This is a genomic window from Cobetia sp. 5-25-4-2 (assembly GCF_013374075.1).
GTDB classification, from domain to species: domain Bacteria; phylum Pseudomonadota; class Gammaproteobacteria; order Pseudomonadales; family Halomonadaceae; genus Cobetia; species Cobetia marina.
This window is the reverse complement of sequence record NZ_BLWK01000001.1, coordinates 1026725-1049725: the sequence shown is the minus strand read 5'-3', so window position 1 is coordinate 1049725 and position 23001 is coordinate 1026725. Positions and strand designations below refer to the sequence as shown.

18 protein-coding genes are annotated in these 23001 nt (G+C 62.2%); 9 read left to right on the top strand and 9 right to left on the bottom strand.

Annotated elements, in window-relative coordinates; translation table 11 throughout:
• Positions 1–6: 6 nt before the first annotated feature.
• The 3 genes from HXS65_RS04520 to HXS65_RS04510 all read right to left on the bottom strand — a co-directional run bounded on the left by HXS65_RS04520 (position 7) and on the right by HXS65_RS04510 (position 3429).
• A complete protein-coding gene (locus HXS65_RS04520) occupies positions 7–1002 on the bottom strand; it encodes a ParA family protein (protein ID WP_176493239.1) in 996 nt (331 codons plus the stop codon).
• Positions 1003–1078: 76 nt separating this feature from the next.
• Entirely contained in the window at positions 1079–1744 is a 666-nt protein-coding gene (locus HXS65_RS04515; RefSeq protein WP_077376751.1) for a 7-cyano-7-deazaguanine/7-aminomethyl-7-deazaguanine transporter, read from the bottom strand.
• 233 nt (positions 1745–1977) lie between these two features.
• A complete protein-coding gene (locus HXS65_RS04510) occupies positions 1978–3429 on the bottom strand; it encodes a sodium:alanine symporter family protein (RefSeq protein ID WP_136937883.1) in 1452 nt (483 codons plus the stop codon).
• A 511-nt stretch (positions 3430–3940) separates the two neighbouring features.
• Here HXS65_RS04510 and HXS65_RS04505 point away from each other — a divergent pair.
• Positions 3941–5542, top strand: a complete 1602-nt coding sequence (locus HXS65_RS04505; RefSeq protein WP_084208769.1) for a Na+/H+ antiporter NhaC family protein — start codon at positions 3941–3943, stop codon at positions 5540–5542.
• Positions 5543–5662: 120 nt separating this feature from the next.
• On the opposite strand, the gene HXS65_RS04500 is transcribed toward HXS65_RS04505, so the two are convergent.
• Positions 5663–7633, bottom strand: coding sequence for an AMP-binding protein (locus HXS65_RS04500; protein ID WP_176493238.1), 1971 nt, complete (start codon positions 7631–7633; stop codon positions 5663–5665).
• 507 nt (positions 7634–8140) lie between these two features.
• Between HXS65_RS04500 and HXS65_RS04495 the strand changes: the two genes are divergently transcribed.
• The gene (locus tag HXS65_RS04495; RefSeq protein ID WP_077376763.1) at positions 8141–8455 is read left to right on the top strand and encodes a helix-turn-helix transcriptional regulator; all 315 of its coding nucleotides are present in this window, start codon (positions 8141–8143) and stop codon (positions 8453–8455) included.
• A 263-nt stretch (positions 8456–8718) separates the two neighbouring features.
• On the opposite strand, the gene sohB is transcribed toward HXS65_RS04495, so the two are convergent.
• On the bottom strand, positions 8719–9813 hold the full coding sequence (gene sohB / locus HXS65_RS04490; protein WP_077376765.1) for a protease SohB: 1095 nt from the start codon (positions 9811–9813) through the stop codon (positions 8719–8721).
• A 329-nt stretch (positions 9814–10142) separates the two neighbouring features.
• Between sohB and HXS65_RS04485 the strand changes: the two genes are divergently transcribed.
• Positions 10143–10460 (top strand): SCP2 sterol-binding domain-containing protein, encoded by a 318-nt coding sequence (locus HXS65_RS04485; RefSeq protein WP_077376768.1) that lies wholly within the window; start codon positions 10143–10145, stop codon positions 10458–10460.
• A 118-nt stretch (positions 10461–10578) separates the two neighbouring features.
• On the opposite strand, the gene nudC is transcribed toward HXS65_RS04485, so the two are convergent.
• The 4 genes from nudC to HXS65_RS04465 form a co-directional block, all read right to left on the bottom strand.
• Entirely contained in the window at positions 10579–11352 is a 774-nt protein-coding gene (gene nudC / locus HXS65_RS04480; protein ID WP_077376771.1) for an NAD(+) diphosphatase, read from the bottom strand.
• Complete coding sequence (dnaQ, locus tag HXS65_RS04475; protein ID WP_077376774.1) at positions 11352–12125, bottom strand: DNA polymerase III subunit epsilon; 774 nt, start codon at positions 12123–12125, stop codon at positions 11352–11354. Before dnaQ ends, nudC begins: the two co-directional genes overlap by 1 nt.
• A gap of 156 nt (positions 12126–12281) precedes the next feature.
• Positions 12282–12782: a ribonuclease HI gene (gene rnhA, locus HXS65_RS04470; protein WP_255304416.1), complete on the bottom strand. Its 501-nt coding sequence runs from the start codon at positions 12780–12782 to the stop codon at positions 12282–12284.
• Between the two features lie 191 nt (positions 12783–12973).
• On the bottom strand, positions 12974–13819 hold the full coding sequence (locus HXS65_RS04465) for a methyltransferase domain-containing protein (protein ID WP_176493236.1): 846 nt from the start codon (positions 13817–13819) through the stop codon (positions 12974–12976).
• Positions 13820–14239: 420 nt separating this feature from the next.
• Here HXS65_RS04465 and gloB point away from each other — a divergent pair, with 420 nt between their 5' ends.
• The 6 genes from gloB to HXS65_RS04435 all read left to right on the top strand — a co-directional run bounded on the left by gloB (position 14240) and on the right by HXS65_RS04435 (position 22941).
• The gene (gene gloB, locus HXS65_RS04460) at positions 14240–15028 is read left to right on the top strand and encodes a hydroxyacylglutathione hydrolase (RefSeq protein WP_176493235.1); all 789 of its coding nucleotides are present in this window, start codon (positions 14240–14242) and stop codon (positions 15026–15028) included.
• 177 nt (positions 15029–15205) lie between these two features.
• Positions 15206–16624: a LysM peptidoglycan-binding domain-containing protein gene (locus tag HXS65_RS04455; RefSeq protein ID WP_176493234.1), complete on the top strand. Its 1419-nt coding sequence runs from the start codon at positions 15206–15208 to the stop codon at positions 16622–16624.
• A gap of 399 nt (positions 16625–17023) precedes the next feature.
• Positions 17024–18919, top strand: coding sequence for an extracellular solute-binding protein (locus HXS65_RS04450; protein ID WP_176493233.1), 1896 nt, complete (start codon positions 17024–17026; stop codon positions 18917–18919).
• 170 nt (positions 18920–19089) lie between these two features.
• On the top strand, positions 19090–20178 hold the full coding sequence (locus tag HXS65_RS04445; RefSeq protein ID WP_084208776.1) for a microcin C ABC transporter permease YejB: 1089 nt from the start codon (positions 19090–19092) through the stop codon (positions 20176–20178).
• A gap of 1 nt (position 20179) precedes the next feature.
• The gene (locus HXS65_RS04440) at positions 20180–21289 is read left to right on the top strand and encodes an ABC transporter permease (RefSeq protein WP_136937888.1); all 1110 of its coding nucleotides are present in this window, start codon (positions 20180–20182) and stop codon (positions 21287–21289) included.
• Positions 21290–21297: 8 nt separating this feature from the next.
• Positions 21298–22941: an ABC transporter ATP-binding protein gene (locus tag HXS65_RS04435; protein WP_218015053.1), complete on the top strand. Its 1644-nt coding sequence runs from the start codon at positions 21298–21300 to the stop codon at positions 22939–22941.
• Positions 22942–23001 lie beyond the last annotated feature (60 nt).

Genomic DNA, 23001 nt, shown 5'->3' with positions numbered 1-23001 from the left:
TGGGCATCAATCGCCGAGGTTGCCGCCCTTCTTGCTGCGCTTGGCTCCCGACTTCCCGGAGGGCTTGCCGGAAGACTTGTCAGAAGGCTTGCCAGACGATTTCGCGGTGGACGACTTGGCTGTCCTGGCCTTGGAGTCGGTGCTGACCTCCGGCTTGTCCGAGGGCTGAGCGGACTGATTGGCAGTGGACGTGCCAGCGGTCGTGCTCGTCTCAGGCGTGCTCGCGTCTGCGTCTGCCTTCCCCTCACCAGCTGCCGGCTCCTTGAGCAGCCCGAGACGCTGGCCGACTTCCTTCCACAACTCTCGGTAGCTTGCCGCCGGAGCACTGTTGCGTGAGAAGACCGGCACCGGCTTGCGCTCGATTCCCATGCGCTCGACGATGCTGGAGTAAGGAATATGCCCACTGAGCTGCAGCGGATGGTCCTGCTTGAGGGACTCCATCACATCCTTGTGCAAGGTCTTGCGACGATCGACCAGCGTGAAGAATGGCCAGACAGGCACATCGAGATCGATCTCGGCCAGATAGGCATTGAGCTGCTCCAGCGTGCGCAGTGACAACACCGTCGGAATCATCGGGACCAGCAACGTATCAGCGGCCGCGAAGACCTGCTCGGAGAGAGTCGAGATACTCGGGGGGCAATCCAGGATGACGAGGTCGTAATCGTCACGCACCGGCTTCAATACCTTGCGCAGGCGAGAGCGCTTCTCTTCCTCGAGAATGTGATCGAGATTGCGATAGGAGAACTCGGCCGGCAGGACATCCAGATTGCGATAGTCGGTCGCCCGGATCACGCGTGACAGGTCCTGCTTGCCGCTGATCAGCTTCTCGACGCCGCCCTTGAGCTTGGGCTTGGTCCGCACATAGAAAGTCGCTGCGGCTTGAGGGTCCAGATCCCACAACAGCACTCTGAGACCACTGTTGGCAGCGACATACGCGAGGTTGATGGCAGAAGCCGTCTTGCCGACACCGCCCTTGATGCTGTACACCGCCGCGATTTTCATTGCAGATCAACTCCCTGTTTTTCTCAAGGCTACCACATCGTGGCGGCAATTCGAGTACAGGGAGATGTCGGACTGATCAGGCGCCTTCACGCCCGGCGATGAAGCCTCTCGCCAGCAGTTGACGCGTCAACCAGCCAAGCAACAGACCGTACATCGGGAGGAAGAGCAGCAGCGAAATGATCAACTTGATGGCGTAGTCCACCCAGGCGATCTCGACCCAATGCGCCGCCATGAAGACGTCCGGGCCATTGCGAAATGCCACCGAAAAGAAGGCGAAGGTATCGGCGAGATTGCCGAAGAGCGTCGATGCCATGGGCGCGACCCACCAGTGAGCATTGCGACGCAGACGATCAAAGACCTGAATATCCAGCAGCTGGCCGATCACATAGGCGATGAAGCTCGCCAGCGCAATGCGTGCCACGACCAGATTGAACTCGCCCAACGCCTCGATCCCGGCAAGGCTGCCGCCATGGAAGATCACCGAGATCATGTAGCTGACCAGCAATGCCGGCAGCATGACCAGCGCGATGATGCGACGAGCATGTACCTTGCCGAACAGCCGGACGGTCAGGTCAGTGGCCAGGAAGATGAACGGGAAGCTGAAGGCACCCCAGGTGGTATGGAAGCCGAACAATGTCATCGGCAACTGCACCAGGTAGTTGCTGGCCGTGATGATCAGGATATGAAACAGGGACAGTGCGACGAGCGCACGACGCGATTGACTCGCGGTGAGGAGGAGCATCTGAGGTCCTTTTTGGTTCCAGGCCAACAGCAGGGGTGAGGGAACCCTGACAGACGGCATAACAGCTGACGATTGACGGTATCTCGCGCGATATCTCGCCGTCGAGAACCAGAATGGCCGCGCATCGTATCACGATGCGCGGCCATTGGCATGTCAACTCACGGAGATTCTGACCGGGCGGTCAGGGAGAGGGGGACGCCTCATTCCGCACCGCGGGCTTTCATGGGTGACGCTCATTTCTTCCAGATGGCGGGGTCGACCTTGCCCTTGAGCTCCGGGAACTTCTCGGGGTCGAAGGTCGGCTCCTGACCGGCCTTGTGCTGACGGTCGTAGTCCTTGAAGATCCGGAAGGCCAGCGGCGACAGCAGCAGGATGGCGATCAGGTTGATCAGCGCCATCGCCCCCATCGACAGATCAGCGAAGTTCCAGATGTTCTTGAGACTGGCGACTGCGCCCAGCATCACCATGCCCAGCACCGCAAAGCGATAGAGCATGATGACCGGCTTGGCGTTCTTCTTGCCCGAGATGTACTCGATGTTGGACTCGCCATAGGAGTAGTTCGCCACCAGCGAGGTGAAGGCGAACAGCAGAATGGCGATCGCCACGAAGCCACCCCCCCAGCTGCCGACCTGCGAGGTCAACGCCGCCTGGGTGATCTGGATACCATCATTGCCGCCATCGTTGCCCAGCGTGCCACTCATGATGATGATGGCAGCGGTTGCGGTGCAGATGACCAGAGTATCGATGAAGACGCCCAGCATCTGGACGAAGCCCTGGGAAGCCGGGTGCCGGGTGGTCGCCATCGCCGCGGCATTCGGCGCAGAGCCCATGCCGGCTTCATTGGAGAACAGACCGCGCTTGATGCCGTTCATCATCGCCTGCGCGATGGTGTAGCCCAGTGCACCACCTGCTGCCTGCTCAAGACCGAAGGCGCTGCGGAAGATGGTGCCCAGTGCCGCCGGAAGCTCGGTGATGTTGATCGCCACGACGAAGATGGCCAGCAGCAGATAGAGCAGCGCCATGATCGGCACGATCAGCTCGGCGGTCCGCGTGATGCGCTTCATGCCACCGAAGATGATCGGCACCATCACCACGACCAGAATCACGCCCATGATCCACGGCGGCACGCTGAAGGCCTGCTCCATGGCCAGCGCGATGGAGTTGGACTGCACGGAGTTGAAGGCCAGACCGAAGGCGATGATCAGACACACGGAGAACAGGATCGCCATCCAGCGCTGTCCCAGGCCCTTCTCGATGTAGTAGGCCGGGCCACCACGGAAGGTATTGTCATCGTGTGACACCTTGTAGGCCTGGGCCAGGGTGGACTCGATGAAACTGGTGGACATGCCGACCAGTGCCGTCATCCACATCCAGAAGATGGCACCCGGGCCACCCAGGGAAATCGCCACGGCGACACCGGCCAGGTTACCGGTACCGACACGTGCCGCCAGGGAGGTGGCCAGCGCCTGGAAGGAGGAGATCCCGCCTTCGCTACCCTGACGTGAGGTGGCCAGCAGTTTCCACATGTGCCCGAAGTAGCGGAACTGGATGCCCTTGGTCATGACCGTGAAGAAAAGACCCGCTCCGATGAGCAGGTAGATCAATACGCTGCCCCACAGCAGGCCATTGCCTGCATCGATCAACGCCAGAATCGGCGCTGGAATGATGGACGTTGTTTCCGACATGTCGGTCTCGCTTTGGCGGGTTTTTGATCTTGTCGACGCTGCCAGGCGGCGTGAAAAGCCATGGCCTTCCTGCCGCTGGCAGCGAGCAACCACTACGAAAGGGTTGCTCGACATGCTTTGGTGAGCGCCATTCTTCATATCCGACACGGATTAGCAAGAAGAGCATACTGAACATTGGCGTTTCACAGCGGGATTCTAGTGGGGAACCGGCGAAATGTCGGTCTTTTTCACTGCATCCTAGACTTTAGATGCACAAGGCAATGTTTCGCTGTCTGATCCTCTCGGGCATAATGCGCCCCCTTCCCACCTGCAGGCATCGGTCAGCCTGATGCTGCAGGACGTGTTCGGCGCATCAGCGACGCCCTCCCCCAGTTGCGACACCACGACTGCGGCCGGTCGGATGCGCCACATCAGGACGGTGCTCTTCCCTGACGCCCACGCACCCTAACAGCCATTACGGCACCCGGCAGCGCGCATTGTCCCGGCGCCTGCCTTTGAAAACAGGTGATACATGGAACTGACCAGCTACGCGGCGTCCCCGCTTTCGCTGCTCGCCCCGATCATAGCCATCGGTCTCGCAATACTGACACGTCGCGTCATGCTCTCCCTTGGGCTGGGTATTGTCTCTGGCGCTCTGCTGCTGAATGATTTCTCACCGCTCACCACGCTGGATTATCTCTGGCGCCAGCTGGTCGCGGTCTTCGTCGAGCTGCCGGACAGCGGTCAACTGGCCGATGTCACGCTCAACAGCTGGAATGTCTATATCCTGCTGTTTCTGCTCGCTCTCGGGGCGATGGTCGGTGTCATCACTCTGGCCGGCGGCACGCGCGCCTTCGGCAACTGGGCGCGTGAACGGGTCACTACCCGTCGCGGCTCGCAGCTGATGACCGTCCTGTTGGGAGTCTTCATCTTCATCGATGACTACTTCAACAGCCTGGCGGTCGGCAACATCTGCCGCCCCCTGACGGATCGCCAGGGCCTGTCGCGGGCTCGTCTGGCCTATCTGATCGACTCCACCGCCGCACCGGTATGCGTGCTGACCCCCATCTCCAGCTGGGGCGCCTACATCATCAGCTTGATCGCTGGAATCCTGGCCACGCACCACATCACCGATGTCAGCCCCTTCGGTGCCTTCCTGGAGCTTTCCGCGCTCAACTATTACGCGATTGCGGCGCTGGTGCTGGTGATCGCCTCGGCCTGGTTCGACATCAACTTCGGTGCCATGCGCCGACATGCCATCGCCGCGCGTGATGGCGAGCTGTTTGACGCCAGCCGTGGCAATCCTCCCGGCAACACCCATGTCGAAGAGTCGGAACGTGGCCGCCCCGTGGATCTGCTGATTCCGATCATCGTGCTGGTGATCGCCACCTTCTTCATGATCGTGCAGACCGGCGCCAGTGCGCTGGCCGCCAAGGGCGAGGCATTCGGCCTGGTGCGTGCCTTCGAGCTGACTGATGTCGCAGGATCGCTGATCATCGGCGGTGCCATCGGCCTGCTCGCCGCCGTGATGATGCTGCTGCGTCACCGCATGGGCACTGGCCGCAGCATCGGTGCCATCGTCCAGGGCGCGCGCTCGATGCTGCCGGCCGTCTATATCCTGGTGTTCGCCTGGATGCTGACCGGCATCATCGGCTCACTCGGCACGGGCGAATACCTGGCGACGCTGGTGGATGGCGTGGTCTCCCCCACCTGGCTTCCGATGTTGCTGTTCGTGCTGTCCGGCCTGATGGCCTTCGCCACCGGCACCAGCTGGGGCACCTTTGGCATCATGCTGCCGATCGCCGGAGACATGGCGGCAGCCACCGAGATCGCGATGATGCTGCCGATGATGGGTGCCGTACTGGCGGGCTCGGTTTTCGGTGACCACTGCTCACCGATTTCCGACACCACCATCCTGTCCTCGACGGGCGCGAGCTGCCATCACATCGATCACGTCATGACCCAGTTGCCCTACGCGCTGCTGGGCGCCTGCATCTCGTTGCTGGCGTACCTGGTGATGGGCCTGACCGACAGCACGCTGTTCGGCTGGCTGAGTCTGGCAGGGCTGCTGGTCGTCAGCATCGCCTGGCTTGCCCGTCGGGAACGCGCCAACCCCGTGGTCGCACGCACCTGATGGACTGATCGCTCCACGCAAGAACACAAGGCCCCCGTCATGGTTCATGACGGGGGCCTTGTGTTTGCGGCAGGCGCGATCTACGCCCAAGCGTTCACTCACCCGCAATGCTCACGTCACTCAAGCACTGCGCGCCTGCCCGGCCAGACCGACGCCTGCCTCGCTCAATGCCTCAAGCACATCCTCCAGACTCGCCGGGTCATCGATGGTCGAGGGAATCTGGTACTGCTCTCCCGCGGCGATCTGACGGATCATCTTGCGCAGAATCTTGCCGGAGCGTGTCTTGGGCAGCCGCTCGACGATCAGTACGTCCTTGAGCGAGGCGATCGCCCCTATCTCATCGCGCACACGCTGCGCCAGCGCCTGACGAAGAGCAGATTCGTCACCGCGCCAGGCATCCTTGATGATCACCAGTCCCAGCGGCATCTCGCCCTTGAGCGAATCCTCGATGCCGATCACCGCACATTCCGCCACTGCCTCGTGTGAGCCGAGGACCTGTTCCATTTCCCCGGTGGACAGGCGATGCCCTGCCACATTGATGACGTCATCGATGCGCCCCATCACGAAGAGGTAGCCGTCCTCGTCAAGATAGCCGCCGTCTCCCGTCAGATAGTAGCCGGGGTACGCCGCCAGGTAGGCGGCGTGGAAACGCGCGGGATTGTGATAGAGCCCCGTGAGACACCCGGGCGGCAGCGGCTGCTGAATGACCACATTGCCCTGCACTCCGGGTTCGACCTCATCCCCCAGACCATCGAGCACCTGCACATTGAAACCGGGCAATGGCCAGGTCGCACTGCCCGCGCGTGCCTCGACCGGCGCTCGGGGACCACTCGCCTGCCGAGTGATCATGTCGAGACCGAGCAGATTTCCCGCGACCGGCCAGCCGGTTTCCGTCTGCCACCAGTGATCCACGATCGGCACTGGCAGCAGGTCATTCAACCAGTGATAGGTGGGAGGATCGAGTCGCTCCCCCGCCAGGAACAGGCTGCGCAGACTGGACAGGTCACGCCCGGCCATCAGGCTGGCGTCGGGGTCTTCCTTCTTGATGGCTCTGAAGGCGGTCGGTGCCGTGAAGAAGCAGTTGATCCGATACTCCTCGATCAAGCGCCAGAAGGCTCCGGCATCCGGCGTCCTGACCGGCTTGCCTTCATACATGACCGTCGAGGCTCCCATCAGCAACGGGCCATAGACGATATAGGAATGCCCCACGACCCAGCCGATATCGGAGGCTGCCATGAAGGTGTCCCCCGGGCGGGTCCCGTAGAGAATTTCCATGGAGTAATGCAGTGCCACGGCGTAGCCGGCGTGATCGCGCACCACACCCTTGGGCGTCCCGGTGGTGCCTGAGGTATAGAGGATATAGAGCGGCTCGCTTCCCAGCATGCTGACCGCTTCCGTGGCCTGGGCATGCGCCAGACATTCCTGCCAATCGTGGTCTCGCGGCCCCAGGGTGGCTCGTTGCTGCTCACGCTGCAGGATCAGGCAGGCCTCTGGCGTATGCGTCGCAAGTTCGATCGCCTCATCCAGCCACGGCTTGTAGGGAATGACACGGTCGACCTCGATGCCACAGGAGGCCGCCAGGATGACCTTGGGCGTCGCATCATCGATCCGTACGGCCAGCTCCTTGGGGGAGAATCCTCCGAAGACCACGGAATGCACCGCCCCCAGGCGTGCGCAGGCCAGCATCGCCATCGCGGCCTCCGCCACCATCGGCATGTAGATGATCACGCGATCACCCTTCTCGACCCCCTTGTCACGCAGGGCACCCGCCAGCCTGGCCACTTCGTCGCGAAGCTCTCGATAGGTGTACTGGCACTTGCTGTCAGTGACGGGAGAGTCCCAGTAGAGCGCCACCTGATCCCCGCGGCCATTGGCCACGTGATGGTCCAGCGCGGCATGACAGATATTCATCTCGCCATCAATGAACCAACGGGCGTGCTCCTGGGCATCCCAGGCCAGGATGGTCGCTGGATCACGGAACCAGACGATGCGCCTGGCCTGCTCAGCCCAGAAGTCCTCTGGCGCTTGATTGGCACGCGAGACAAGTGATTCGTAGTGCTCGCGTGCGGATCGCTTGGCGGTCTCAGGCATGGCTTACCTCGTTGACGATGCTGGCACGGGGTTCATGGCATGGCGTTGCCATCAGCAAGCAGTATCACGCCTTACGCGCCTTCGACTCGGGGACTGCGCCTGGAAGATGCCGGCAGCTGGCGACCCCAAGTGTCCCACCACGCTGATGGCAGGTGACGCGCATGCGCACTATCAGAACCTTAGGCCAAAACCCGACCGTGTGAATGTCAGATGAGGCATCCAACTCTGGTCAGTTCGTCGTATGACGTCATCGACACGCAGTGAAACGAACGACCGTATGTCGACCAGCGTCAGGAAAAGGAAAAGTCCACCCCTGATCAGACCACCCTCGATGATTTATCGTTTAATATTGCCTTGGACGTAGCACGTGGAGTTATTGATGATTCACTAAAACAAGGATACTTCATGCCTGACACCACAAGGACGGCCAATCTGATGATGGAATCCCCCAGACAGCACCGGAGCTCACCAATGAATGCCAAGGTCTCAACCGCGAGGAAACCCGCCATGCCTGCGCAAGATGATGTCATCACGTTACACCAGGCAGGTGATCGCGTGATCGAGGAAGCCACTGCCCTGTTGAAGGCGATGGGCAACGAAAATCGCTTGCGAATTCTCTGCCTGCTCAGTGAAAGCGAAATGTCGGTCAGTGAACTGAATTCACGTCTCGAACTTTCCCAGTCAGCCCTGTCGCAGCATCTGGCCATTCTGCGTCGCGAAGGCATGGTGCGGACTCGCCGGGCGTCACAGACCATCTACTACTCACTGCTGGGCCCCAACGCTGCAGGCGTGATCCGCACGCTTCAACAACTCTATCGCTGAAAAAGGGCGCCAGTCGAAGACTGACGCCCTTGAGGGAAGCCATCGGGTCATCCGGTCACGCCCTGTCGTGACGTGGTGCCATGACCAGGCTGAGCCAGACCCGCAACATCACCGGGTCTCTCGCACCTTCCTCACTCCTCGATTGACGGATGGCCAGGGAATGGCCGCCATTGCCCGCAGACTTGCATTCGTGCAGGGCCTGGCGCCTGCAGATCACGATTCGCGCAGATCCTGTTTTCCGCAGGTCTCGATTCGCGAAGGTCTCAGTGCTGCTGCCAGCGTGACTCGACATTGCGCTCCAGCACGCGGTCAAGCACACGATCCAGACTCAGCGTCACCCCCTTCCCGAATCGATCCATCATGCGACGCGGCTTTTCAAGACTGACTTCGAATATCTTGAGATCCTGCTTGAGATAGCCGGCCAGCAGCGCCTGACTTGTGCCTACCTCATCGATCAGACCGATCGCGATCGCCTCGCTGCCATACCAGATGTCCCCTTGTGACACGGCCTCCACATCCAGTTGCGGACGACGGCTACCGACGTGCTGCTTGAACAGGTCATGGGTGCGGGCCAGGTCAGACAGGAACTTTTCACGCCCTTCTTCCGTATTCTCCCCCAGCATCGTCAGCGTTCGCTTGTAACGCCCAGCCGTCAGGATCTCCACATCGACATCGTGCTTCTTGAGAAGACGGTGCACATTGGGCACCTGTGCCACGACGCCGATGGACCCTATCACGGCAAACGGCGCCGCCACGACATGATCAGCGGCACACGCCATCATGTACCCGCCACTCGCGGCCACCTTGTCGACGGTAATCGTCAGACGCGCGCCTGCCGCACGCAGACGATCCAGCTGTGCGGCGGCCAGACCGTAGGCGTGCACCAGGCCACCACCAGATTCCAGTCGCAGTACCACTTCATCCTTGTCGGTCAGCACGCCTTCCAGCGCGGTGACCTGCTCGGCGAGGCTTTCCACTCCCGTCGCCTTGATATCGCCGACGAAGTCGAGCACGAACACCCGACGCCCGGCAGTGGAGTCCTGTTCCTGAACGTCATCGGAAGGCTTGCGCTTCGCCTTGGCCTTGAGCGCCTTCTTGAGAGACTTGGCCTCCTGCTTTTCCTTCTTGGCGCGTGCCTTGGCATTGGCGGTGCGCTCGGCATCTTCCAACCCGGCCTGTCCCAATTCCCGCTGGAGGTGCTGCATGCGCTCATGCCAGGGACGAATCTTGAGGCGAGCCTCGCGCTCACCACTATCCCCGTGACGGGCACGCACGATCATGAGGATGATCGCCCCAATGGCCACCACCACCGTGACTGCCTCGGCGAGAAAGAGGCCATATTCCGATAACCATTGCATGCACTTGCTCCTGAACGACATGGGTGTCGTCGGACACCGCGACCTGCACGGATCTGTCTGACGGACAACGACTTTAGCGGCCACCAGGCCAGCTGTGAGATTCCTGCTACATGGGGGCAAATGACCCTCTCTGCAAGGCGAGCACGGCGCTGCGAGGCAGGGTGGCACAACGCCGGTTGATCCGGTCAGCGCAAGGGCCACTGCAACGGAGGAGATCATCTTCGGCGCTTGATTGGAACGATCGTTTGAAATAGTCTGATGCACAGCCTTGAAAGTGCTGAACCCCATATCCACTTTCCCAGCCTTCACCATTGAAAAGGAATATTGCCATGGCAGACGCCAACGCCGTCATCGAGATGCTGAAAAGTCGCTTCAACCCGGACGCCGCCAAGGGCATGAACGACGTCTTCCAGTTCAACATCACCGACAGTGATGACTACTACATGGTCGTCAAGGATGGCACCCTGGACGTGGGCGAAGGGGAGCACGACGATCCGTCCGTCACGCTGTCCACTGACAGCGATACCCTCAAGGGCGTGATGAAGGGCGAAGTCGACGGCATGCAGGCCTTCATGACGGGCCGCCTGAAAGCGACCGGCAACATCATGCTGGCCACCAAGCTGACCTCTCTCTTCCCGAACAAGTGACGGCAGAACAGCGGATGTGACCTCTGCTGATCGGTATCGCTCGATGAGCGATACCGCCAATGAAAACGCCCCTGCCATTGGCAGGGGCGTTTTCATTGACAGCCCGGAGTGCCAGGCGTCAGCGGCCGCTGGCCACCGAGCGCAGGAAGTTGTCGATCAAGGCATGCGAGATCGAGAACTTCGGCGGCAAGCCAGGCAAGGATTCAGGTGTGAACCACTGGGCATCCTCTATCTCATGGCCATCAATGGCGATCTCCCCGCCCGCATATTCGGCGTAGTATCCCAACATGAAGGAGTGAGGAAATGGCCAGGATTGGCTCTGGAAGTAACTCACGCGCCCGACCTCGACACCCACTTCTTCCAGGACCTCGCGCCTCACCGCTTCCTCGGCGCTTTCCCCGGCTTCGATGAAGCCGGCCAGGGTCGAGTACATGCCGGGCCCGAAACGCGGACTGCGTGCCAGCAGCAACTCACGCCCACGCGTGATCAGCGTGATGATGCAGGGTGAGATTCGCGGATAGCTGCGATGCTGACAACCGGTACAGTGCATCGCGAACTCATGTTCCAGACGTTTCATTCGCTTGCCACAACGTCCACAGAAACGATGGTCCCGCGCCCACTTGAGCACCTGCAGGGCACTTGAGAGCAGCGGGAACTGCTCTCTGGGCAGTGAATGCAACCATTGCCGAGCGCCTGGCCACTCGGAAGACCCATTCTCGCCAAGCACGGCGATCGGCGCCCCCTGCCACTCTCCCAGTGCAATCGCGCCGGATGGCCAGTCGCATGGCGGTTGAATGATGCCGCCATCGGGCGCCGGGGCGACCCCGTCGCGCCCGATGCGAATCAGGTACCCCTGACGCTGGTTCACTCGTGACAGATCACGTATCAGCATCAGACAGCGCCTCCCGGGTTGCCTCTGCCGTCAAGGCTGCCCAGCGCGTCGATCGCCACCTTGTCGAAGGCACATTCTGTCTTGGCACGAATCTCCTCGCACCAGGCAGCATGGCGCTCAAGCTCCAGCGCCGAGAGCCCGGGCGTGACCAGACGCGGGCGGTCCGCCCGAAGGCGACGTACCCCGACAATGCCGCCTTCTCCCTCATCGCCATCGTCTATGTCGTCCAGCCCGAGCGCCGTCTGCCCGCCGGTCATCGCCAGATAGACGTCGCCGAGGATCTCCGCATCCAGCAAGGCACCGTGCAGCACGCGGTGCCCATTGTCGATATCGTAGCGCTTGCACAGCGCATCCAGGTTGTTGCGCTGACCGGGGTGCTTCTCACGGGCGAGCTTCAGGGTATCGAGGATCGCGCAGTGTTCCGCCACCGGCCCCAGCGGCTGGCTACGCCGTGGATTGATCAGGCCGAATTCATGATCAATGAAGCCGACGTCAAAGGGCGCGTTGTGAATGACGAGCTGGGCGCCCTTGATGAACTCCCAGAAGGCATCCGCCACGTCCGCGAAGACCGGCTCATTGGCGACCCGTTCATCGGTGATGCCGTGGACGCCGATCGCCTCTTCATCGATCAATCGTTCCGGATTGATGTACTGGTGATAAGTGCGCCCCGTCAAACGGCGATTGATCATCTCCACCGCACCGATCTCGATCAGACGGTGGCCTTCCTTCGGGTCGATACCGGTCGTTTCGGTATCGAGAATAATCTGACGCATCTCAGACCTCTTGGTGAACGGGACCTGGTGAACGGGTCCGGGTGAACTTGGCTCTGAAGACACTGGTCCTGATGTATCCGACGCTGGTGCTTCTGACGCTGAGGTTTGTGACTCGGTGGCACCTGACTCTGAGCTGCCGGGCCAGTGGCCGCATGCTCAACGGCGTGACTGCATCTCATCGATCGCTTCATTGGCAAGGCTATCGGCACGTTCATTGCCTTCGTCGCCACTGTGGCCCTTGACCCAGCGCCACTCGATATCATGACGCTGACTCTGTTCCAGCAACGCCTTCCACAGCGCCTCATTCTTGACCGGTTGCTTGGCAGCCGTCTTCCAGCCGCGCTTGACCCAGCCATGGACCCACTTGGTGATGCCATTCTTGACGTATTCGGAGTCCGTCCACAGCACCACGTCACAGCGCCGGGTCAACGCCTTCAGGGCCTCGATGGCGGCCATCAGCTCCATGCGATTGTTGGTGGTGTCCTGTTCGCTGCCCTTGAGTTCCTTGCGATGCTTGCCACTGACGAGAATGGCTCCCCACCCTCCCGGGCCGGGATTTCCCCGGCAGGCACCATCGGTGTGGATGATCACCCGAGGGCTGGGGGCGGTTGAAGAGGCATCATTGGCGAGATCGGACGAGGAGATACTGTGACTCACAGGGGAACACTCTTGGAGAAAGGACAGGACACAGGCAATGACACGACGCGACGTCACTTCGACGCAGGCTTGCTGCCAGGGCAACATTCTAACCGCTCATGCCGGATAGCGGCAAAGCGACCTGTGTGTCCTTACAGTCCATGTCAGCCCACCTGGCGACACGGACGGCGTGTCGGCATGCCCTGCACGGGTCACACCTTGCCCGAGTCACCCGACGAACGGGAGTCATGATTGTCGCGTGAATGCAGGCGGGTCACCTGCCCGATGGCGACACCGGGAATCGCCACGCGTGAGCGCTTGGCATTCAGAGGCTGCACGTACCCGACATTGCGACGGGCCCGTATCAGCATCAGGCTGCCCAGAGGCAGGTTGTAACGGCGTCCCATCCGCTCGAGCCAACCATGGCGCAGGCGCAAGCCAGGCAGGTGAAACCCCGCGTAGTCGATACGCTCGATCTCGAAGTCCACGAAGGCCAACCAGTCCCTGAGCGCCGCCGGGGTTCGCCAGCTGCCTTCCCAGGGAGTGATGTGTCGCCGCCGGGGGTCGAGGCGCAGCAGCCCCTCCCCGGACATCGGCTGCCAGGCGACGATGATCAGGCAACCGCTGGAGCGCAGGACACGCGCCGCTTCGCGCAAGAGGCGATGGGGCTCCGGTGCGACCTCCAGCAGATGATGGATCATCACCATGTCCATGCTTTCATCTGGCAGGGCCAGCTGAGTGAGCGGGCAGATGAGGGTCGATGGCGACTGGGCCAGGGCGGGCTCCGGCGCCCAATGGATGGCATGCCGGATGGGAGACAAGGAGAGCAGGTCATTGTCTCCCGGCCCCAGACACAGACTGTGGAAGCCGAAGCAACGCTCGAACAGTGGCGTCAACATCTCGCGCTCGGCGATGAGAATGTCCTTGCCGTCCGCCCCTTCAAGAAAGGCGCGCATCGCTCGCACGTGGGCGCCCAGCAGCCGCGCGTGCTGTCGGCGACGCGCTTCCGGGGTGAGTTGCGCAGCGGAATCCGCCCCGCGTGAGCGACTTTTCCACATCCCTGCATCTCCCGTCTCTTTCATGGGGGAGCGCCCCACGCGCAAGCAAGATGTCACACACTTCTACATTCTCACACCACAAGAGGTTTGACACTTACCCGCTTGCTCGGCAGGCTTTACGCCTTTGCATGGCGATACGCCAGCCGCTTGCGCGCTGCCAACGCCAGACACCCCGGAAAAGAGCGGCGATGAACGCCCCGGGCTGTCCGATGAGAAATCGCATCGTCGATGCCACGCCAAAACCTCCGTGAGCAATGGCCTCGACATCACTTGAAGACATCGTATCCACCATATGCCTGGCGAAGGCTTGCGCCAATCGCCAGCGGGACGGAACTGCCAAGTTCTTTCATTCGGTCACGTCACCGGCAGCCTCCCCCGTCACGCAATGGGATACCGACACGACAAGAGTACCTGACCACCATGATGAGCGTTACGCCCATAGCGGCCTTTCAGGACAACTATATCTGGCTGATCCAGAGCGACGACAGCGACACGGTTGCCGTCGTCGATCCGGGTGATGCCACGCCGGTGATCGAGGTCCTGGAAACCCGCGGCCTGACTCTGGACACGATTCTGATCACTCACCACCATCAGGATCACACCGGCGGCCTCCCCGAGCTGATCAAGCGCTACCGCCCTCGCGTGGTCGGCCCGCACAACCCGGCCATCGAGGGGATCGATGTGCGTGTCGCCGATGGTGACAGCGTGCGCGTGCAGGGACGCTTGTTCGATGTCCTGGAAGTGCCTGGCCACACACTGGACCACATCGCGTTCGTGAGTGCCGGCATGCCGGGGTTGCTGTTCTGCGGGGACACCCTCTTCAGCGCGGGCTGTGGCCGTCTGTTCGAAGGCACACCAGAGCAGATGCACCAGTCACTCACGCGCCTGGCATCACTCCCGGAAGACACCCTCGTCTTCCCGGCTCACGAGTACACCCTGGCCAACCTGGCATTTTCCCGCGCGGCGGAGCCTGACAACACGCAACGCGATCAGGTGATCGCCGAGTGTGAGCGCGCCCGCGAGACCGGCCGCCCGACCCTCCCGAGTCGCATCGCGCGTGAAAGACAGATCAACCCCTTCCTGCGCAGTGATGACCCCACCTTGCAACAACGCTTGCTCCAGCAAGGACGTCTCACTGCCTCAGAGGACCAGCCCCTCACGTCACTGGCAGCCTTCACGGCACTGCGCCAGTGGAAGGACAGCTTCTAGACCCGTTGACCGCGCACCTGCCCACGACCTGAAGATGGGCAGGCGTCTCGCGTGACAGCGGGTCGGGTTCTCGTGATCCCGATCAGCCCCCGCAGTCACAGTTTGCGCCGGAATGTCCGGCATGCTGAGCCCGTGTCGTGCCCATCCGACGCAGGCTCGCCAAAGAGTACTCCGTCAATGCATCAGCAAGACCTCCGTACCGACGACACCTCTGTCATCAAGACATCTGCCGCCGACACGCCGGCCCGCCTGCCACTGACTGCTGAACGTCTGCGTTACCTGATTCGCCTCGCCTCCCTCGGAGCCGGCCTGTGCCTGCCGCTGATGGCGACCCCTGCCAACGCAAGCTCCCGGGCGCTCGACGACCTGACACCCACCAGCGTGCATCAGAGCGCTCCTCTGAATTTCATGCAAGCCATCGATGCGGTGCCCGCGCGCTACGATGATGTGTGGGAGCGCCTGCGTGCCGGCTATCAGCTGCAGCAGGACACCGGACGCCCTCGAGTACGCAAATGGATCGACTGGTATGAAGAGCACCCGGAGCACGTGGAGCGTATCGCCGAACAGGCTCGCCCCTGGCTGCGTTACGTGACGCGTCGCACCGAGGCGCGCGGCCTTCCGGCCGAACTTGCCCTGCTGCCTTTCATCGAGAGTGCCTATGATCCGGATGCCGCCCACCCCGGCGGCGCCACCGGCATGTGGCAGTTCATGCCCCAGACCGGCGATGCCATGGGCCTGACCCGCAACCGCTGGTACGACGGCCGCAAGGACGTCCTGATGGCCACCGATGCCGCACTGGATTATCTGCAGTCCCAGGGCGAGCGCTGGTACGACGGAGACTGGGAACTTGCGCTGGCCGCCTACAACGCCGGCGCCGGCACCGTGAACCGCGCGCGCCGACGTGCCGGCTCAGGGGATGAGGATTACTGGAACATCAAGCTGCCCAGCGAGACCATGGAGTACGTGCCCAAGCTGCTGGCGCTGGCTGCGGTGATCCGTGAACCCGAAGAGTACGGCCTGAATCTGCCGGCGATTCCGGACACCCCGGAAATCGCCGCTGTCGATACCCGGGGCCAGCTTGACCTTTCCGTTGCCGCCAGACTGGCTGGCATCAGCGAAAGCGAGCTGCGCACCCTGAATCCCGCGTACAAGCGGTGGGCGACAAGCCCGGGAGACAGCTCGCTGGTGATTCCGGCCACGGCACGTGACACCTTCCTCAGCAAGCTTGAGACCCTGCCGCAAGAGACCCGCGAAAGCTGGGCGGAGTACCGTGTCCAGCGTGGCGACAGCCTGTCGGTCATCGCCCGTCGCAGTGGACTGACACTGGCAGAGCTCAAGCAGAAGAATCGCCTGAGCGGCAACACCATCCGGGTCGGTCAGCCTCTGTTGGTGCCTGACGCCACTCGCGGCGTGGCAGCGGCGCAACTCGCAGAAGCCAACGGCCTCAAGAAGGTGCGCGTCAAGCGTGGCGATTCGCTGTCGGTGATTGCGGCGCGTCACAATGTCACCACCCGCCAGATCGCGCGTTGGAACAAGCTCTCTTCCGCCGATTATCTGCGTCCGGGCCAGATGCTGACGCTCTACAGCGCCAACTGAGCGCCATCGCCTACGCAGCACCTACGCAGCACGTACGCAACATCAAGACGCCCCCGCCATGCTCCATGGCGGGGGCGTCTTGATATCAGGCACCTGTCAGCCTGGACTCCTCCAGCACTCGGTAGCCGGCACTCGGTGACCGACACTCGGTGGCCGACACCCGGTGACCGGCACCGCGAGGCAACAACAGACACTGAAACGCCGGCACTGACACCAGTCAGTCGCCCTCGTCGTGGCCGAACAATGGTCGATAACGGGGAACTTCGATACTCTTGGCGAGGTCGATGCTTGCGGACCCCCTGGCAGTGAGTTGACCTGCCGGCCTTGTGTCCACCAGTACCGCCCGACATTGTCACCTGGCCCTTCGCGCCATGATCCCCCATTCAAGGATGTCCTTTGATGCAGGCTGCTTCTCTTATCCCTCGGCATGCACGCCTACTTCGTGCACTGTGCCTCGGGGCTCTGATTCTCTCCGCCATTGCACCGGCGCATGCATCCTCATCGCGGACCACTGATCAGAAGACTCCCGTGGCCCCCCTGGACGTGCCGACCGTGCACGGACTGGCCATCTATGGCGAACCGGCACATCCGGCAGGCTTCACGCACTTCCCCTACGTGAATCCTGACGCCCCCACCGGCGGACGCATGACTCGCGCCGCCATCGGCAGCTTCGACTCCACCAACCCCTTCATCCTCAAGGGCAACTCGGTGGCAGGGCTCAATTATTTCGGCGGGTTGATCTATGACACCCTGCTCACCCAGTCTGCCGATGAACCCTTCACTGAATATGGCCTGCTGGCCAGCGGGATCCGACTGGCAGAAGACCGCAGTGCCATCGAATTCGATATCGATCCCCGCGCACGCTTTCATGATGGGGAACCCGTCACCGCCGAGGATGTCGTCTTCACCTATCGTCTGCTGATGAAGGATGGCCTGCCCTTCTTCAAGAGCTACTACCACGATGTCACTCGCGTCAGCCTGATCGACACCGATACCGTTCGCTTTGACATGGCCCCTGACGCCGCCCGCGAGCTGCCCTTGATCATCGGTCAGCTGCCGGTCCTGCCCGAGCATTACTGGAAGACACGTGATTTCACCCGCGCCACGCTGGAACTGCCGCTTGGCTCAGGGCCTTACCGCATGGCCTCGCTGGATGCCGGACGCCAGGTACGCTATGAGCGTGTCGCGGATTACTGGGGCAAGGACCTGCCCGTCAACAAGGGACGCCATAACATCCAGACACTGGTCTATGACTATTACCGCGACCAGAGCGTGTCGCTGGAGGCCTTCAAGGCCGGCAGCATTGACCTGCATGTGGAGAGCAGCGCCAAGAACTGGGCGACGGCCTATGACACGCCTGCGCTCAGAGACGGGCGTCTGAAGAAGCTGGAGGTGCCGGACAGCAATCCTGCCGGCATGCAGGGCTTCGTGCTCAATGAACGCCGCGCGCGCTTCCAGGACCCGCGGGTACGCGAAGCCCTGGCACTGGTCTTCGATTTCGACTGGGTCAACCGCAATCTCTTCTACGGCGCCTACCAGCAGACCCACAGCTATTTCGAGAATTCGGACATGGCCGCGAATGGCCTGCCTGAAGGACGGGAACTGGCCCTGCTTGAGCCGTTCAAGGACCAGTTGCCCGCCGCCGTCTTCCGCGACCCGCTGCCCATCGATGAGCCCACGGAACTGCGCCCGCGGCTGCGCAAGGCACTCAACCTGCTTCGGGACGCTGGCTATCGCGTCGCGGATGGCCAGCTGGTCAATCACGAGACGGGCAAGCCGCTGACACTGGAAGTCCTCAACTACGACACCCAGTTCGAACGGGTCATCCAGCCGTGGATTCGCAATCTGGCACGCATCGGCATCCAGGCGCGTATCCGCACCGTCGACGTCAACCAGTACATCAATCGTCGGCGAAGCTTCGATTTCGATGTCGTGGTCGGCAGTTACCCCCAGTCCAACAGCCCCGGCAGCGAACAGCGCGAGTACTGGACGAGTGACTACGCCGATGTCGCCGGCTCGCGCAACCTGATCGGCCTGAAGAGTCCGGTCATCGATGCACTCACCGATGCCCTGATCCAGGCCCAGACCCGCGAAGATCTGCTGAGCGCCACACGAGCACTGGATCGCGTGCTGCGCTGGGGCTTCCATGTCGTGCCGCAGTGGCATCTCGCGGCGACTCGCATCGCGCTGTGGGACAAGTTCGGCTATCCGCAGCCGTTCCCGGAGTATCTGCTGAGCCTGGACAGCTGGTGGATCGTCCCCGGGGCTGAGGCTGATGACGAGTCAGACGACTGAAACACTCGCGTGAAGCTGGCCAACTGCCGCGCATCCCTCGGCATTGGCCAGCACGACCGACATGGGGCGTCTGCAAGGCCCGCCCCGGCGATTGCTCAACCATGAATGAACACGATGCCATCCGGACCGCCCCGCACAAGGCGGCCGCATGACACGCAGGGAGATTGCTCTTGGGTGCCTATATTCTGCGCCGAGTCCTGTTGATGATTCCGACACTGCTTGGAATCCTGTTGCTGAATTTCCTGATCGTCCAGGCGGCTCCCGGCGGGCCCATCGAGCAGCTGATGTCGCGTCTTGACGGCCTCAGCGCCGGGGCCAGCACACGGCTGAACAGTGGGGGTGGCGATGGCGTCACCAGCGGCTCCGGCACCAGTTCCACCTATCGCGGAGCCTCGGGAGTCGACCCGGCCCTGATCGCCGAGCTGGAGCAGCAATTCGGCTTCGACAAGCCCGCCTGGGAGCGCTTCCGCGACATGGTGGTCGACTACGCGCAGTTCGATTTCGGCGACAGCTTCTTCCGCGACCGCCCGGTGATCGACCTGATGCTGGAGCGACTCCCCGTCTCGATTTCCCTGGGCCTGTGGACGACGCTGCTGGTCTATCTGGTGTCGATTCCACTGGGCATTCGCAAGGCACTGGTGCATGGCTCACGCTTCGATGTCTGGACCTCGGGTGTCGTCATCGTCGGCTACGCGATTCCGGGCTTCCTGTTCGCGATCCTGTTGATCGTGGTGTTCGCCGGCGGCAGCTATCTCGACTGGTTCCCGCTCAGGGGACTGACCTCCCCGGATTTCGAGGAGCTCTCGACGCTTGGCAAGGTCCTCGATTATTTCCATCACATCGCCCTTCCCGTGCTGGCCTCCGCCATCGGCAGCTTCGCCACCCTGACGATGCTGACCAAGAACAGCTTCCTGGATGAGATCCACAAGCAGTACGTGCTGACGGCGCGCGCCAAGGGGGCCAGCGAGAACCGCATTCTCTACGGGCATGTCTTCCGCAACGCCATGCTGATCATCATCGCGGGGCTGCCGGCGGCGCTGGTCGGCATCTTCTTCACCGGCTCGCTGCTGATCGAGGTCATCTTCTCTCTCGATGGCCTGGGCCTGCTGGGCTTCGAGGCGGTACTGCAGCGCGACTATCCGCTGATCTTCGGCACCCTGTACCTGTACACCTTGATTGGCCTGATCCTGAAACTGGTATCAGACCTGATGTATGTGTGGATCGACCCGCGCATCGACTTCGCGACCCGGGAGGCTTGAGATGCGTCACGACACACCCCTTCAAGGGGAGACCAACGTCGTCCAGGACGTGCCGGAACGCCTGCACCGCTCGCGCCTGTCGCCCATCACGCGGCGGCGTGTCACGGCGTTTCGTGACAACCGGCGCGCCTGGTGGTCACTGCTGATCTTCGGCGTGCTGTTCGTTCTGTCGCTCGGGGCGGAACTGATCGCCAATGACCGCCCACTGCTGGTCTCCTATCAGGACGAGCTCTACCTGCCGATGCTCAAGGAGTATCCGGAAACGACCTTCGGCGGCTTCCTGCCGACCGCCACGGATTATCGCGACCCCTATGTGATCGACGCCATCGCGGCGCAGGGCTTCATGCTCAACACCCTGATCCCGTATTCCTATGACACCCTGGATCTCAACCTGGGGTCTCCCGCGCCTTCGGCTCCCAATGCCCGTCATTGGCTGGGCACGGATGACCAGGGACGAGACGTGCTGGCGCGCGTGATCTACGGCTTCCGCCTGTCGGTCCTCTTCGCTCTGGTGCTAACCGCCGGTTCCATCGTGCTGGGCGTGCTGATCGGTGGCGTTCAGGGCTATTTCGGCGGCAAGGTCGATCTGATCGGGCAGCGCTTGATCGAGATCTGGTCTGGACTGCCGGTGCTGTTCCTGTTGATCATCCTGGCCAGCATCGTGGAACCCAATCTCTGGTGGCTGACCGGCATCATGCTGCTGTTCTCGTGGCTGGGGATCGTCGATATCGTGCGCGCAGAATTCCTGCGTGCGCGAAATCTGGAGTATGTGCGCGCGGCCCGCGCCATGGGCCTGCCCTCACGTCTCATCATGTGGCGTCATGTACTGCCCAATGCGATGGTCGCCACCCTGACCTTCATCCCCTTCCTGTTCACGGGCGCCATCACGACCCTGACCGCGCTGGACTTCCTGGGCTTCGGGTTGCCGGCAGGCTCCCCGTCGCTGGGCGAACTGGTCGCGCAGGGCAAGAACAATCTCCAGGCCCCCTGGCTTGGCATGACGGCATTTCTCAGTCTCGGCATCATGCTGACCCTGCTGGTCTTCATCGGTGAAGGGCTGCGCGATGCCTTCGACCCACGTCATATCAGTGCCCGGGAGCAGGACGCATGAGTCAGTCAATGCATGAAGCCACGACAGCAGCCAACGCCGAGCCGCGCCCCCGGGATCACTGCGTGCTGCGGCTGGACGATCTCTGCATCCGCTTTGGCAAGACACCTGTCGTCAGGCATCTGTCGCTGGACGTGAAACGCGGCGAATGTCTGGCCATCGTCGGCGAATCCGGCTCGGGCAAGTCAGTGAGCCTGCTGGCAAGTCTCGGCCTGCTGCCGGGGCATGCCCATGTCACCGGCACGCGGGAGTTCACCACGCTCGAGGGAGAGAGGCTGGATCTGTCAGCCCTGACGAGCCGCCAATGGCAATGCGTGCGCGGCAACCGGATCGGCTTCGTGTTCCAGGAACCGATGACATCCCTCAACCCCCTGGCCCGAGTCGGCGACCAGATCAGCGAGAGCCTGCGGCTGCATCAGGGCCTGCGTGGCCATGCGGCACGCCAGCGAGTGATCGAGCTGCTCAAGCAGGTTCAGCTGCCTCGCCCGGAAGAACTCCTCGAGGCCTGGCCGCATCAGCTCTCTGGCGGTCAGCGCCAACGCGTGATGATCGCCATGGCGATGGCCAATCAGCCGCCTTTGATGATCGCCGACGAGCCCACCACGGCGCTGGACGTCACGGTGCAGCAGGACATCCTCGCTCTGCTCGACAGGCTGCGGCGAGACCAGGGCATGGCCATGATCCTGATCAGCCATGACCTCAATCTGGTCCGCCGCCATGCAGACCGCGTCATCGTGATGCGGGAAGGCGAATGCATCGAGCAAGGGCCGGTGTCAGAGGTCTTCGATTCTCCCAGCCACCCGTATACCCGCGAACTGCTGGCCGCCGAGCCTGAAGGGGTGGCCGCGCCACTCGATACTGAGGATGCGGGTACGCCCGTTCTGGAAGCACGTGATCTGGAGGTGCGCTTCTCGCGTCCTCGCAAGCTGTTCCAGAAACGTCCAGCGGATTTCATCGCGCTTCAGCCGCTGGACCTGACCCTCGCGCGCGGGGAGACCCTCGGGATCGTGGGCGAGTCGGGCTCCGGCAAGACCACCCTCGCCCTGGCGCTCTTGAAGCTGCAGGCCGCACGCGGTGAGATTCGTCTGGAGAATGCCCGTATCGATACGCTGGATCGCAACGCCCTGCGTCACAAGCGACGCCAGATGCAGATCGTCTTCCAGGACCCCTATGGCTCGCTCTCGCCGCGCATGCCCGTCACGGACATCATCAGTGAAGGCCTGCGCTTTCATCAGCCTGAGCTCTCAGAGGACGAGGTACGCCAGCGCGTGACGCAGGTCATGCGCGAGGTCGAGCTGCCTGCCGAGTGCGCCGACCGCTACCCTCACGAGTTCTCCGGCGGCCAACGCCAACGCATCTCGCTGGCCCGCGCCCTGATTCTCGAACCTCACCTGCTGGTGCTGGATGAACCCACCTCGGCGCTGGATCGCAGCGTCCAGAAGCAACTCATCGCTCTGCTGCGCGATCTGCAGGCGCGTCATGGCCTCAGCTACCTGTTCATCAGTCATGATCTGGCCGTGGTGAGGGCCCTGGCCCACCGCGTGATGGTGTTGCGCGAAGGCAAGCTGGTGGAGAGCGGGACGACTGCCGAGGTACTGGGCAATCCGAGGGAGGACTACACGCGGGCCCTGATCCAGGCGGCAGGACTGACGTGACAATCCCGCTTGCCACTCAAGGGCGCGCCCGCCACCAAGGCAGCAGAGGCCTCGTCCCTC

Bases quoted from the DNA above. Each gene is read 5' to 3' on its own strand.
- HXS65_RS04440 (WP_136937888.1), top strand. From the start codon at position 20,180: ATGCGTCACGACACACCCCTTCAAGGGGAGACCAACGTCGTCCAGGAC.
- HXS65_RS04485 (WP_077376768.1), top strand. From the start codon at position 10,143: ATGGCAGACGCCAACGCCGTCATCGAGATGCTGAAAAGTCGCTTCAAC.
- HXS65_RS04465 (WP_176493236.1), bottom strand. From the start codon at position 13,819: ATGTGGAAAAGTCGCTCACGCGGGGCGGATTCCGCTGCGCAACTCACC.
- sohB (WP_077376765.1), bottom strand. From the start codon at position 9,813: ATGCAATGGTTATCGGAATATGGCCTCTTTCTCGCCGAGGCAGTCACG.
- HXS65_RS04495 (WP_077376763.1), top strand. From the start codon at position 8,141: ATGCCTGCGCAAGATGATGTCATCACGTTACACCAGGCAGGTGATCGC.
- HXS65_RS04435 (WP_218015053.1), top strand. From the start codon at position 21,298: ATGCATGAAGCCACGACAGCAGCCAACGCCGAGCCGCGCCCCCGGGAT.
- HXS65_RS04510 (WP_136937883.1), bottom strand. From the start codon at position 3,429: ATGTCGGAAACAACGTCCATCATTCCAGCGCCGATTCTGGCGTTGATC.
- HXS65_RS04455 (WP_176493234.1), top strand. From the start codon at position 15,206: ATGCATCAGCAAGACCTCCGTACCGACGACACCTCTGTCATCAAGACA.
- HXS65_RS04450 (WP_176493233.1), top strand. From the start codon at position 17,024: ATGCAGGCTGCTTCTCTTATCCCTCGGCATGCACGCCTACTTCGTGCA.
- HXS65_RS04515 (WP_077376751.1), bottom strand. From the start codon at position 1,744: ATGCTCCTCCTCACCGCGAGTCAATCGCGTCGTGCGCTCGTCGCACTG.
- HXS65_RS04520 (WP_176493239.1), bottom strand. From the start codon at position 1,002: ATGAAAATCGCGGCGGTGTACAGCATCAAGGGCGGTGTCGGCAAGACG.
- HXS65_RS04500 (WP_176493238.1), bottom strand. From the start codon at position 7,633: ATGCCTGAGACCGCCAAGCGATCCGCACGCGAGCACTACGAATCACTT.
- HXS65_RS04505 (WP_084208769.1), top strand. From the start codon at position 3,941: ATGGAACTGACCAGCTACGCGGCGTCCCCGCTTTCGCTGCTCGCCCCG.
- gloB (WP_176493235.1), top strand. From the start codon at position 14,240: ATGATGAGCGTTACGCCCATAGCGGCCTTTCAGGACAACTATATCTGG.
- nudC (WP_077376771.1), bottom strand. From the start codon at position 11,352: ATGCTGATACGTGATCTGTCACGAGTGAACCAGCGTCAGGGGTACCTG.
- dnaQ (WP_077376774.1), bottom strand. From the start codon at position 12,125: ATGCGTCAGATTATTCTCGATACCGAAACGACCGGTATCGACCCGAAG.